General features: G+C 70.2%; 11 protein-coding genes. 9 read left to right on the forward strand and 2 right to left on the reverse strand.

The features are described from left to right. Positions 1-26 precede the first annotated feature (26 nt). The 5 genes from VB777_RS01065 to VB777_RS01085 all read left to right on the forward strand — a co-directional run bounded on the left by VB777_RS01065 (position 27) and on the right by VB777_RS01085 (position 7,040). Entirely contained in the window at positions 27-2,183 is a 2,157-nt protein-coding gene (locus VB777_RS01065) for a glycosyltransferase family 39 protein (RefSeq protein WP_323246492.1), read from the forward strand. Further along, positions 2,180-3,973 carry an ArnT family glycosyltransferase gene (locus tag VB777_RS01070; protein WP_323246494.1) on the forward strand — a complete coding sequence of 598 codons (1,794 nt, stop codon included), beginning with the start codon at positions 2,180-2,182 and terminating at the stop codon, positions 3,971-3,973. The genes VB777_RS01065 and VB777_RS01070 overlap by 4 nt, the downstream gene beginning before the upstream one ends. Further along, a complete protein-coding gene (locus tag VB777_RS01075; protein WP_323246496.1) occupies positions 3,963-4,754 on the forward strand; it encodes a putative 2OG-Fe(II) oxygenase in 792 nt (263 codons plus the stop codon). The genes VB777_RS01070 and VB777_RS01075 overlap by 11 nt, the downstream gene beginning before the upstream one ends. Positions 4,755-4,845: 91 nt before the next feature. After that, positions 4,846-5,970: an 8-oxo-dGTP diphosphatase MutT gene (gene mutT, locus VB777_RS01080; RefSeq protein ID WP_323246577.1), complete on the forward strand. Its 1,125-nt coding sequence runs from the start codon at positions 4,846-4,848 to the stop codon at positions 5,968-5,970. Positions 5,971-6,020: 50 nt separating this feature from the next. Further along, positions 6,021-7,040: a carbohydrate kinase gene (locus VB777_RS01085; protein WP_323246498.1), complete on the forward strand. Its 1,020-nt coding sequence runs from the start codon at positions 6,021-6,023 to the stop codon at positions 7,038-7,040. Here the strand turns inward: VB777_RS01085 and tsaE are convergent. Then, positions 7,037-7,492, reverse strand: a complete 456-nt coding sequence (gene tsaE / locus VB777_RS01090; RefSeq protein ID WP_197157607.1) for a tRNA (adenosine(37)-N6)-threonylcarbamoyltransferase complex ATPase subunit type 1 TsaE — start codon at positions 7,490-7,492, stop codon at positions 7,037-7,039. The two genes, VB777_RS01085 and tsaE, sit on opposite strands and share 4 nt — an antisense overlap. 141 nt (positions 7,493-7,633) lie before the next feature. On the opposite strand from tsaE, the gene ahcY reads away from it, so the two are divergent. After that, entirely contained in the window at positions 7,634-9,061 is a 1,428-nt protein-coding gene (gene ahcY / locus VB777_RS01095) for an adenosylhomocysteinase (RefSeq protein WP_197157609.1), read from the forward strand. Between the two features lie 55 nt (positions 9,062-9,116). Here the strand turns inward: ahcY and VB777_RS01100 are convergent, their stop codons facing one another. Further along, complete coding sequence (locus tag VB777_RS01100) at positions 9,117-9,509, reverse strand: single-stranded DNA-binding protein (protein ID WP_259721168.1); 393 nt, start codon at positions 9,507-9,509, stop codon at positions 9,117-9,119. A gap of 171 nt (positions 9,510-9,680) precedes the next feature. Between VB777_RS01100 and VB777_RS01105 the strand changes: the two genes are divergently transcribed. Genes VB777_RS01105 through VB777_RS01115 form a run of 3 tightly spaced genes read left to right on the forward strand, consistent with a single transcriptional unit; the run spans position 9,681 to position 12,108 of the window. Continuing rightward, on the forward strand, positions 9,681-10,727 hold the full coding sequence (locus VB777_RS01105; RefSeq protein ID WP_323246503.1) for a rod shape-determining protein: 1,047 nt from the start codon (positions 9,681-9,683) through the stop codon (positions 10,725-10,727). Positions 10,728-10,732: 5 nt separating this feature from the next. Then, complete coding sequence (mreC, locus tag VB777_RS01110; RefSeq protein WP_197157615.1) at positions 10,733-11,479, forward strand: rod shape-determining protein MreC; 747 nt, start codon at positions 10,733-10,735, stop codon at positions 11,477-11,479. Continuing rightward, positions 11,479-12,108, forward strand: a complete 630-nt coding sequence (locus VB777_RS01115) for a rod shape-determining protein MreD (protein ID WP_197157616.1) — start codon at positions 11,479-11,481, stop codon at positions 12,106-12,108. The genes mreC and VB777_RS01115 overlap by 1 nt, the downstream gene beginning before the upstream one ends. Positions 12,109-12,113: the final 5 nt, after the last annotated feature.

The raw sequence follows: 12,113 nt of genomic DNA on the forward strand, positions 1-12,113 counted from the left end.
AGCCAGAGTGAGGCGACCACGGACGCTTGGTTCTGGCTTCCTCCGTCTCCACCCCCCGGCCGCCGCTGCACCGCAGGGCCTGGTTCTGGTGGCTCACCCTTCTGGCGATCTGGCTGTTGGCCACCCTGTGGGATCGCAGCTGGCTCGCGGCCGATCATTCCATCCCCGACTGGGACGAGGCCGACTACCTCAACAGCGCAGTGGACCACGGCCGGGCCCTCGGGTTGTTGCCTGGCGGTGGCTGGCCGGGCTGGGATGGGCTACTGGATCTCTCCCCCAAGATTCCACCCCTGGCCTCCCTGGTGAACGGCAGCGTCATGGCCCTGGTGGGGGATCGGCCGGATCAGGCGGTCGGCGGCCTGGCGGTGTGGCACGGCCTGTTGCTGGTGGTGGTGGCCTGCTGGGGGCGGCAGCTGGTGTCGCCCGGCTTCGGGTTGCTGGCCGCGGCCCTCACCGCCCTGCTGCCCGGCCTGGCTGAGTTGCGCCTGGTCTTCACCCTCGATCTGTCCCTGGCCGCCACCACGACTTTGGCGCTGTGGCTGCTGGGTCGCTGGCAGGCGCCCCAGGGGGGGCTGTGGCGCCAGAGCCTGCTGGCGGCCTTGGCGGTGGCCGCGGCAGTGCTGGTCAAGCAGAGCGCCCTGCTGGTGCTGCTCGGGCCCTGCTGCTGGGCGGCGTTGCGCGGACTGGGCCAGCCCGGACGGCGGCTCCAGGCGCTGGCGGCGCTGGCGGTGGTGCTGGCGGTCTGTCTCCCCTGGCTGCACCACAACTGGATCACCACGATCGGTGGCACCAACCGGGCCGTGATCGAGTCGGCGGCGGCGGAGGGGGATCCGGCCGTCTTCAGCCTGACAAGCCTGCTCTGGTATCCGCGGCTCTGGCCCCAGCAGCTGGGACTGCCCGTGCTGGCCATCGCCCTGATCGGTGGGCTGATCGGCCTGCTGCCGGTGCTGCGCGATCCCCAGCGCCGTTGGGCCCCCCTTCAGGCTCTGCGGCGACCCGTGCTCCAACTGCCGACGGGATGGCCCTGGCTGATCGGCTGCAGCCTGTCTGGCTGGGTGCTGATCACCCTCAGCCCCAACAAGGATCCCCGCTACATCGCGCCACTGCTGCCGCTGCTGGCCCTGCTGCTGGCCCGTGGCTGGTGGGGCTTCGGCCTGGCCCTGAGACAGCGGGGCGGCCCGCGGCTGGCGGCCGCGGCTCTGGTCGCCGGCCTCGGCTCCACCGCCGCCGCCGTTGCTCAGCCGCGGGCAGACGCGATCGCCCGGCGCCAGGTGTCGCCGTTGCCGCAGGTGATGGCCACGCTCAACCGGATCCAGCCGGGGCAGCCGCTCACCCTGCTGGTGCTGCCGGGCGTGAGCGATCTCAACGACCACACCGCCACCTTCTACGGCCGTCTGCAGGGAGGCCAGGTGCTGGCCCGCAGCCTCGGCCGCAACCCCGCCGACCATGCGCTGGTGCTGCAGCGGGCCGAGTGGCTGCTGCTGGCCACGGGCGATCAGGGTCACCGCCGCGGCGTGGTGCGTCAGCTCAGCAGGCAGGTGCGTCAGGACGGTCGCTTCGAGCGGGTGGCCCAGTGGCCCTGGAGCAAGGGGCGCCAGGTTGAGCTGTGGCGCCGAACCCCCAGCGCACCGCCGGTGCCGCCCTTCGATCGCAGCTTCATCGCGATGGCGTCGGGACTCGCCGATGGCCCGCAGGGGCTGGCGCAGGTGTTCGACGCGATCGGGCCCCAGCACCAGCTCGATGCCCATTTCCTCTACCAGCGCCGGGTCGAAGACTGGGCCCGCCAGCGCCTTGGCCGCGATCCCAACGACATCGAGGCCCTCTGGAGCCTCACCCTGCTCGCGATCCTGCAGGAGCGGCCGCAGCAGGCGGAGCAGTGGCTGGCGCGGCTGGCGCGGCTGCTGCCGGACAACCCCTGGCCCGCCGCCTACCGCAGTGCCGTGTTGCTGATCAACTGGAAGCCCTGGCCGGCGGGCCAGGTGGCCCGCACCCATTCCCGCCACGGCCAGGAGCCGGTGCTGCAGGGCCTCGCAGACCTGGCGGCTGTAGTGGGTGGCGATCTCACGGCGATCGGCTCGGCCCGCCGCACGCTGCCGCAGGCCTATGCCCGCATTGATCAGGCTCTCAAGGCCCCCCCAGGCAAGGCTCAATCGGCCGACGCACCCCCTGGCCAGAAGCCATGAGCGTGTTCGAGGGCTTTGCTGCTGCTGCCGGCCGTGACGCTGGGGGCCTGGGTGGTGTTCGCGGCGGTGATGGTGGCCGGATCCGCCTCTGCCATGGCCTGCTGCTGCTCTGGGGTGTGGCGGTGCTGCTGGCCCTGGTGGGCCTGGGCAACCTGCCCTTGCGCGACTGGGACGAGGGCATCGTGGCCCGGGTGGCCCTGGAGCTGAGCCAGGCCCCCCGCTACGGCGATCTGTTGCCCACCTACTGGGGCGAGCCCTATGCCAACAAGGCCCCGGGGCTGCATCTGCTGATCGCCCAGGCGGTGCAGCTCTGGCGCCTGTTGCCTGGCCAGGCTGCGGTCTCCGGTCTGCCCCCCGAATGGGTGGTGCGGCTGGTACCGGCCCTGCTGTCCACCCTGGTGGTGCCCCTGGCGGGCCTGATCCAGTGGGAGTTGCGGCCGGGCCAGCGCCGCACCGCCCTGGCCACGGCCCTGATCCTGCTGTGCCTGTTGCCGGTGGCGCGCCATGGCCGCCTCGCCATGCTTGATGGCAGCCAGCTCTCGGCCACGGCGCTGCTGTGGTGGAGTCTGCTGAAGGTGCGGGCGCCGCAGCAGCAGCTCTGGCGCTGGAGCGCCATCACCGGCCTGGCCGGCAGCGCCCAGCTGCTGCTCAAGGCGCCGCTGCTGCTGCCGGTGCTGGCGGTGGGTCTCCTGGCCCTGGCCTGCGATGGGGCGATGGACTGGCGCCGCTGGCGGCGGCTCGGCGCCGGCCTGCTGCTGGGGCTGCTGCCTGGGCTGGGCTGGCATCTCTGGCATACCGTGGCCCAGGGCAGCGTCGCCGCCTGGATGTGGTTCGGCGACGGGGCAGGGCGGGTGCTGCTCTCGGCCGGTGAAGGCAGCGATCTGGGCTGGCGTGTTCCCCTGACCGAGGTGCTCGAGGGCGGCTGGCCCTGGTTGCCGCTCTGGCCCTTCGCCATGGGGCTGGCCTGGCGCGAGCGACACCGCGCCGCCGGCCGCTGGTTGCTGGTGCTGCAGCTGGGAATGGCGGCCACCGTGCTGCCCCTGCGCACCCAGCTGCCCTGGTACAGCCATCCCCTCTGGCTGCCCTTCGCCCTGGTCTGCGGGCCGCTGCTGGCCTGGTTGATCGATCCGGCCAGTCAGCCCGTGGCGCCGCCGCTGCGCAGCGTGGTGCTCCGCATCCCCCTGTTCTGGATGGTGCTGGGGATTGCCGGCCTGCTGCTGGCCCTGGCCTCGGCCATCCCCCCGGCCCTGCTGCCACCAGGCTGGCCTTCGGCGGAAGCGCTGGCGCCCCAGCGGATGATTCTGCTGGCCATGGGTGGGGGCTGGAGCCTGGGTGGCGCTCTGCTGCTGCGGGCCCGTGCTCCTGGGGGCCGCAGCCGGGGTGTCGCCGTGGTCGGGGCCGGGTCTGTGCTGGCCCTGCTGGCCCTGTTCTGCAGCCCGTTCTGGTTATGGGAACTGAATGAAACCTGGCCGGTACGGCCGGTGGCGGCGCTGTTGCAGAGCCATCAGGTTGAGGCCGCCGGGATGTGGCGCCAGGATGCGCGACCAAGCCTCAACTGGTACGCGGGCCTGCCGGTCCGCCGCCTGGCGAAGGCCCGGGATCTGCAGGCGGCCGGGCCCGGCGGTGGCGCCTGGGTGCTCAGCCAGGACGGCACCGCTTCGCCCGCCTGGGCCTGCCGGCCTGTCGACGCAGCCGGCGGCTGGCAGTTGCTGCGCTGCCGATCCACCGACGACGCTGACAAGGGTCGGCGCCACCGCCAGCGGGCCGGAGGCCAGGGGCATGGCCGTTAGGGTCCGTTCAGCTGACCAGGGCCGGGTGGCCAACGACCTGTCGATGGAGGTGCAGAGCCTCTTCCCCCGCTATCTGCTCAAGGGCCACCTGGCCGATGCCCAGCTCACCGGCCTGCTGCAGTTGGCTGAGCAGGTGCTGGCCGATCCGCGCGGCACCACCGATGCCTCGGTGAAGCTGGCCGGTCAGCTGGCCCTGCAGCGCGAGCTGGGTCCCCACTTCCCGGCTGTGGCTGGGCTCTGCGCCGATGTGATCCTGCCTGCCTGCGACCGCTGGATCAGCCATGTGATGGAGCAGCAGCCACCCCAGGGCCGCGGGCCCTGGATCCCTGGGCGTTACGGGCTGCAGATGATCGACGTGTGGCTGAACGTGCAGCGTGCCGGCGACTACAACCCCACCCACACCCACGGGGGCAGCTTCTCGGGGGTGCTCTTCCTGAAGGTTCCTCCCCAGATCACCGGCGACCGCTTCGACGGTCAGCTCTGCTTCCACGGTCCGGAGGAGTGGCACATCCAGAGCTTCCGCACCGGCATGGCCCACTACGTGCTGCCTGTACCCGGCGAGTTCTATGTGTTTCCCGCCTGGCAGCCCCATTCGGTCGCCCCTTTCCGCGGCGAGGGGGAGCGCTGGTCCATGGCTTTCAACGTGGCAGCGGTGCCCCGGCCGGTGAATCAGCCTGCTGCCGCCGGATTGGCTGTCGCTCCGCCAGGCAGGGCTGACCAGGCGCCGCCAGCGAATGTGTCGCTCTCGATCGCCCGACCCCGGCCCGGTGGTTTCGGCTGACGCCTCCAGCGCTCCGGTGTGGGTGGAGGTCGATGCCGTTGAGCTGCGCCGCTCCCTGCTGGCCTGGTGGGAGATCCACGGCCGCCATGCCATGCCCTGGAAGCTCAGCTCCGAGGGCCTGCCGCTGGCCGATGGCGAGGAGGGTTGTGCCCTGCGCGCCTGGGTGGCCGAGGTGATGCTGCAGCAGACGCAGCTGCGCGTCGTGCTGCCCTACTGGCACCGCTGGATGGCGGCGTTCCCCACCCTGGAGGCCCTGGCCGCCGCCGAGGAGCACGACGTGCTGCTGCTCTGGCAGGGGCTCGGCTACTACTCCCGCGCCCGCCGGTTGCACCAGGGCGCACGGCAGCTGCTGGCCGCTGACGCCGATGGCGGTGGCGGTGGCGGTGGCGGCGGCAGCGGTACTGGTCGTGACGAAGGCGGTGACGGGCTTCAGCCCGACCCCTTCCCCCGCACGCTCGAGGGCTGGTTGGCGCTGCCGGGGATCGGCCGCAGCACCGCCGGCAGCATCCTGTCGTCGGCTTTTGATCAGCCCTTCGCGATCCTTGATGGCAATGTCAAGCGGGTGCTGGCGCGACTGCTGGCCAGTCCGCGGCCACCGGCGCGGCAGCTGGCCGGGTTCTGGCGGCTCAGTGAGGCCCTGCTCGATCCGCGGCGGCCCCGGGCGTTCAACCAGGCTCTGATGGATCTCGGCGCCACCGTCTGTACGCCCCGTCAACCGAGCTGCGGCGTCTGTCCCTGGCAGGGGAACTGCGCTGCCTACGCTGCCGGCGACCCCGCCCGCTACCCCGTGAAGGATGCCGCCAGACCCCTGCCGTTCCAGGTGATCGGCGTGGGGGTGGTGCTCGACCCCGCCGGCCGGGTGCTGATCGATCAGCGGCTTAACGAGGGCCTGCTGGGGGGGCTGTGGGAATTCCCCGGCGGCAAGCAGGAGCCTGGGGAGGCGATCGCCTCCACCATTGCCCGCGAACTGATCGAGGAACTGGCGATCACGGTGGAGGTGGGCGAGGAGCTGATCACCCTCGAGCACGCCTACAGCCACAAGCGGCTGCGCTTCGTGGTGCATCTCTGCCGCTGGCTGAGGGGCGAGCCGCAGCCGCTGGCCTCCCAGCAGGTGCGCTGGGTGCAGCCGGCCGAGCTGAAGGACTACCCCTTTCCCGCGGCCAATGCCCGCATCATTGCGGCACTGCTGGAACGGTTGGGCTTGGTCGCCGCCTGACGGATCCGCGCTGGAGGAGCACGCTGAAGGGATCGCCGTGCCGTTGATCGATGGATTCCCTGCCCCAGGTGCTCTGTTTCGGGGAGGCCCTGGTGGATCGGCTGGGGCCGCCGGGTGGGGACCCCGCCACCGATCCAGACTGTGATGACCGGCTCGGCGGGGCACCGGCCAATGTGGCCTGTGCCCTGGCCCGGCTGGGCACGCCGGTGGCGTTTCTGGGCCGGCTGGGCCGTGATCAGATCGGTGAGGCCTTCGCGAGTCTGCTGGCCGAACGGGGCGTGAATCGGGCGGCGCTGCAGTGGGATCCGCAGCGGCCCAGCCGCATCGTGCTGGTGCGTCGCGATCTCTCCGGTGAACGCAGTTTCGGCGGTTTCGCCGGGGATCGGGGCGAGGGTTTCGCTGATCAGGCGATCGCGGCGGCCGAGCTCGAGCTGGCCCTGGATCAGCTGGTGGAGCCTGGCTCGGCAGCGGGCCCGGCCTGGTTGCTGATCGGCACCATCCCCCTGGCCAGCCCCTTGGCGGCCGCTGCCCTGGGGTGCGCCCTGGCGCGGGCGGAGGCCCGCGGCCTGCGGGTCGCCCTGGATGTGAACTGGCGGCCCACCTTCTGGGGTGCGGCGGCGGACGACCCTCCGTCTCCCCGTGCCTTGGAGCGGATCCGGCCGCTGCTGGCCCGGGCCGATCTGCTCAAGCTGGCGGCAGAGGAAGCCGAGGGGCTGTTCGGGACCCGCGATCCGGCGGCGATCGCCGCGTCCTTGCCCCAGGCCCCGGCGGTGGTGGTCACCGATGGCGGCGCCCCGCTGCGCTGGCACTGCGCTGGCGTCTCCGGCAGCCTCGCCCCCTACGGGGTGGCGGTGGTGGACAGCACCGGGGCCGGTGACGCGTTCCTGGCGGGGCTGCTCCATGGCCTCTGCCTTCAGCCCGACCTGCTCGACAGCCCCTCGGCTGACACCCTCACGGCAGCGATGCGCTTTGCCAGCGCCTGTGGCGCGCTGGTGTGCGGCGGCGCCGGTGCGATCGACCCGCAGCCCTCAACCGAGGCGGTGCAGCGCTTTCTGGAGGCGTGGGCCTAAGGCGCGATCAGCCGGGCGATCCGCCCCTGCTCGGGATCGGCTGGATCAGCCAGTTCCAGCTGCAGCCGCCAGGCCTCGGCCGGCAGCTGGCTGAGCCGTTCCGGCCATTCCACCGCCAGCAGGGCCCCCAGGGAGCGGGCCTCCTCCTCCTCCTGGGCAAACAGTTCATCGGCCGCCGCCGGCGGCTCCAGCCGGTAGAGATCCAGATGCACCAGGGCCGTGGCACCGGCTTCCCCCTGGCCGGCGTAGTGCTGCGCCAGGGCGAAGCTGGGGCTGGTGATCGGCTCGCTGATGCCGAGCCCTTCGGCCAGGCCCTGCACCAGGGAGGTCTTGCCGGCCCCCAGCTCCCCCTGCAGCAGCAGGATCGGTGCGGGGGCAGCCAGCTGCCGGACCAGGGCGCGGCCGAGGGCACGGGTGGCGGCCAGATCACGCAGCAGAACCGGGTCGGGCATGGCAGGGGGCCTGGGCTCTCGAGAGCCTTGAGGACCCCTGTAGATTCGCGTCTTCGCGAGCCCGAAGCCTCGGCGTCTCCGCAGATATTTCCAACCCACGCCCTCCCAGCCGGGAGTGAGCTGTTTTCAGGAGAACAACCCATGGTGGCAACGCCCACGGCAGCTGTGCTGCAGTCCACGTCGACCTACGTGATCGCCGATATCGGCCTGGCCGATTTCGGTCGCAAGGAGATCGCGATCGCCGAAACCGAGATGCCGGGCCTGATGGCTCTGCGCGCCAGGTTCGGCGCCGAGCAGCCCCTGGCGGGTGCCCGCATCGCGGGATCCCTGCACATGACGATCCAGACGGCCGTTCTGATCGAAACCCTGGTGGCCCTTGGCGCCGAGGTGCGCTGGGCCAGCTGCAACATCTTCTCCACCCAGGATCACGCCGCCGCCGCCATTGCGGCCTCCGGTGTGCCGGTGTTCGCCTACAAGGGCGAGACCCTCGATGAGTACTGGGCCTTCACCCACCGCATCCTCGAGTGGGGCGATGGCGGCACCCCCAACATGATCCTCGATGACGGTGGTGACGCCACCGGTCTGGTGGTGCTCGGCACCAAGGCCGAACAGGATCCCTCTGTTCTCGATCACCCTTCCAACGAAGAGGAGACGGCCCTCTTCAACAGCATCCGCCAGAAGCTGGCCGCCCAGCCCGGCTTCTACTCCCGCATCTACGCCAACATCCAGGGCGTGACCGAGGAGACCACCACCGGTGTGGCCCGCCTCTACCAGATGCAGAAGAGCGGTGAGCTGCCCTTCCCGGCGATCAACGTCAACGATTCGGTCACCAAGAGCAAGTTCGACAACCTCTACGGCTGCCGCGAGTCGCTGGTGGATTCCATCAAGCGCGCCACCGATGTGATGGTGGCCGGCAAGGTGGCCCTGGTGCTCGGCTACGGCGATGTGGGCAAGGGTTCGGCCCAGTCGCTGCGGGGCCTCGGTGCCACGGTGATGATCGCCGAGATCGACCCGATCTGCGCCCTGCAGGCGGCGATGGAGGGCTACCGCGTCGTGCGGCTCAACGACGTGGTGCGCGATGTGGACATCTTCGTGACGGCCACCGGCAACTTCCAGGTGATCCGGCACGAGCACCTGATTCAGATGAAGGATCAGGCGATCGTGTGCAACATCGGCCATTTCGACAACGAGATCGATGTCGCCTCGCTGAAGCAGTACCCCTGGGACAACATCAAGCCCCAGGTGGATCACATCGTGCTGCCCAGCGGCAACAGGATCATCCTGCTGGCCGAGGGCCGTCTGGTGAATCTGGGCTGCGCCACCGGCCACCCCAGCTTCGTGATGAGTAACTCCTTCACCAACCAGGTGCTGGCCCAGATCGAGCTGTTCACCAAGGGTGAGCAGTACGGCAAGGAAGTCTATGTGCTGCCCAAGCATCTCGATGAGATGGTGGCTCGCCTCCACCTCGAGAAGATCGGCGCCAAGCTCACCGAGCTCACCGCCGAGCAGGCCGCCTACATCAACGTGCCGGTGGAAGGCCCCTACAAGCTCGAGCACTACCGCTACTGAGCACTGGCCTGTGGCGGCCAGGGGGAGACGATCGTCTCCCCCGCTCGAGCTCAGTTCAGAAGGGCACTTCCTCCTCACTGGGAGCACCGCCGCCATAGTTGCCGCCGCCACTGAAGCCACCGGCCTCGGCATCGCGCTTGGAGCCGAGCAGCTCGAGCCGGTCGACGCGCACCACCGGCTTGCTCCGCTCTTCGCCGGTGGCCTTGTCAGTCCAGCGGTCGAGCTTGAAGCTGCCGATGATGCCGAGCAGGGATCCCTTGCGGACGTAATCGGCCGCCACCTGGGCCTGCTTACCCCAGATCTCGAGGTTGAACCAGTCGGGTTCATCGTCGCGGCTGCGGCGGTTCACCGCCAGGGTGAGGTTGGCGACGACGGTGCCGGATTCGAAGTAGCGCACTTCGGGATCGCGGCCTGCCCGGCCGACGAGGGTGATGGAATTGACGCTCATGGCGCTGCTCCTGCTGGATCGTGTTGGGTCAATGATGCGGCACCCCTCGGTCAGGCTCCGGGGCCTCCGCTTCCGTTCAGTGCCACCCCCGTCTCATCGGACCATGGCGGGTTCCCGCTGGGGGCCATCAAACGGCCCACCTATGATTTTTTGACGCCCCTGACCCCGCCCGTGTTTTTCCGACGTTTCCAGTTCTCCCGCGATATCGGCATCGATCTGGGAACGGCCAACACCCTCATGTACGTGTCCGGCAAGGGCATCGTGCTGCAGGAACCCTCCGTGGTGGCGCTTGATCTGGAGCGCAACGTGCCCCTGGCCGTGGGAAACGAAGCCAAGTTGATGCTGGGTCGCACCCCTGGCAACATCCGTGCCGTCAGGCCCCTGCGGGATGGCGTGATTGCGGACTTCGACGCCGCCGAGCAGATGATCAAGACCTTCATCCAGAAGGGCAATGAAGGCCGCGGCATCGTGGCGCCCCGTCTGGTGATCGGCATCCCCAGTGGCGTCACCGGTGTGGAGCGCCGTGCCGTGCGCGAAGCCGGCCTGGCCGGTGCCCGGGAAGTGCACCTGATTGACGAGCCCGTGGCGGCCGCGATCGGTGCCGGCCTGCCGGTGACCGAGCCCGTCGGCACCATGATGGTGGACATCGGCGGTGGCACCACCGAAGTGGCGGTGCTGAGCCTCGGCGGCACGGTGCTGAGCGAGTCGGTGCGGGTGGCCGGCGATGAACTCAGCGATGCGATCGGCACCTACCTCAAGAAGGTGCACAACCTGGTGGTGGGCGAGCGCACCGCTGAAGACATCAAGATCCGGATCGGCTCCGCCTTCCCCGACGACGAGCACGACGAAACTTCCATGGATGTGCGGGGTCTGCACCTGCTCTCCGGCCTGCCTCGCACCATCAACGTGCGTGCCGGCGACATCCGCGAGGCCATGGCCGAGCCGCTCAACGTGATCGTCGAGGCGGTGAAGCGCACCCTGGAGCGCACACCCCCTGAGCTGGCCGCCGACATCGTCGATCGCGGCATCATGCTGGCCGGCGGTGGTGCCCTGGTGCGGGGCATCAGCGAGCTGATCAGCCACGAGACCGGCATCCTCACCCACGTGGCCGAGGAGCCCCTGCTGTGTGTGGTCAATGGCTGCGGTATGGTTCTGGAGGACTACAAACGGCTGGAGCGGGTGCTCGACACCCCTGACTTCGCCCGCGCCACGGTCTGATGCCGATGCCGGCCCTGCGCTGGCCCCGGCTTCCCTCGCTCCGCCTGATTCAGCAAGCCGCCCCCTGGTTGCTGCTGTTTCTGGCCCTCGGTGCGATCCGGTTCAGCAAGGGGGCCTTCCTCAACGATCTCTATGCCCTGCTCAGCCGCCCCTTCTGGCCCGGTACGGCCCAGGAGGAGTGGCTCCGTTCGGCTCAGCAACTGGATGACCAGGCGCGGCTGGGTCAGCTGGAGCAGGACAACAGGAGGCTGCGGGGCCTGCTGGATCTCCAGCGAAGCGCTGAGCAGCGCATCACCGCGCCGGTGATCTCCCGCGAAGCGGCGGGCTGGTGGCAGCAGCTGCTGCTGGGCCGCGGTTCCCTGGCGGGCCTCCAGGCCGGCGATGCGGTGCTGGCGCCCGGTGGGCTGATCGGCCGCATCACCCAGGTCACCCCCACCACTGCCAACGTCACCCTGCTCACCGATCCTCACAGCCACCTGGGCGTCTGGGTGGGCCGCACCCAGCGCCACGGGCTGCTCACCGGGGTCGGCACCAGCCGCCCGGTGCTGCGCTTCCTCGAGAAGGACCCTCAGGTGCGCCCCGGCGATGTCGTGGTGTCGTCCCCCGCCAGCACCCTGGTGCCGCCCAACCTCACGGTGGGGGTGATCCAGTCGGTCGACGACAAGGCGGTGCCTGCCCCTGAGGCGGTGGTGCAGCTCAGCGCCCCGGTGGATGCGGTGGACTGGGTGCAGGTGCTGACCCGCTCGCCCTGATGGCCCGTCTTCATCAACAGCGTTGGTGTGTGGCCACGGCTCTGCTGGTGCCCTGGCTCAGTCTCGCGTCGCCCAGCCTGGTGAAGGTCGCGGGCGTGTCCCCGAGCTGGGCCGTGCTCTGGCTGTTGCCCTGGGCCCTGGTGGACGGTCCGGTGTCCGGAGCGTTGGCGGGTCTGGGCCTGGCACTGCTGCTCGATGGACTTCACCCCGGCCCGCTCACCCAGATACCTGCCCTTGTGTTGCTGGGCTGGTGGTGGGGGCGGATCGGTCGCCGCGGCCGGCCGATCGAGCGCAGCTTCAATCTCGGCCTGCTGGCCCTGCTGGGCTGCCTGGCCCTGAATCTCACCCTCTGGCTTCAGCTCGCCCTGCTGGCCTGGCGTGGCGGCCGGACTTCCGGGTTGGCCGGAGACTCTGCCCCCACCCAGGTCGCCGCCGGGGTGGAGGCTGGCGCCGACCTCGGGGTCGATCCCCGTCTGTTCGCCACCCCGGGCTGGCATCTGAGCGACCTGCTGGGGGCCGGGCTGCATACGCTGCTGAGCCAGACCCTGATCACCGCGTTGCTGGCCCCCATGCTGTGTTCGCTGTTGCTGCTGCTCTGGCGGCAGCAGTCCTCTTCCCTGAGGAGCTGAGTTGA

It is taken from the genome of Synechococcus sp. CCY9202 (assembly GCF_034931685.1).
Classification (GTDB): Bacteria; Cyanobacteriota; Cyanobacteriia; order PCC-6307; family Cyanobiaceae; genus CBW1002.

Excerpts from the sequence above, each read along its gene's own strand:
- VB777_RS01070 (WP_323246494.1), top strand. The coding sequence starts at position 2,180 with ATGAGCGTGTTCGAGGGCTTTGCTGCTGCTGCCGGCCGTGACGCTGGG.
- VB777_RS01075 (WP_323246496.1), top strand. The coding sequence starts at position 3,963 with ATGGCCGTTAGGGTCCGTTCAGCTGACCAGGGCCGGGTGGCCAACGAC.
- mutT (WP_323246577.1), top strand. The coding sequence starts at position 4,846 with ATGCCCTGGAAGCTCAGCTCCGAGGGCCTGCCGCTGGCCGATGGCGAG.
- VB777_RS01085 (WP_323246498.1), top strand. The coding sequence starts at position 6,021 with ATGGATTCCCTGCCCCAGGTGCTCTGTTTCGGGGAGGCCCTGGTGGAT.
- tsaE (WP_197157607.1), bottom strand. The coding sequence starts at position 7,492 with ATGCCCGACCCGGTTCTGCTGCGTGATCTGGCCGCCACCCGTGCCCTC.
- ahcY (WP_197157609.1), top strand. The coding sequence starts at position 7,634 with ATGGTGGCAACGCCCACGGCAGCTGTGCTGCAGTCCACGTCGACCTAC.
- VB777_RS01100 (WP_259721168.1), bottom strand. The coding sequence starts at position 9,509 with ATGAGCGTCAATTCCATCACCCTCGTCGGCCGGGCAGGCCGCGATCCC.
- mreC (WP_197157615.1), top strand. The coding sequence starts at position 10,733 with ATGCCGGCCCTGCGCTGGCCCCGGCTTCCCTCGCTCCGCCTGATTCAG.
- VB777_RS01115 (WP_197157616.1), top strand. The coding sequence starts at position 11,479 with ATGGCCCGTCTTCATCAACAGCGTTGGTGTGTGGCCACGGCTCTGCTG.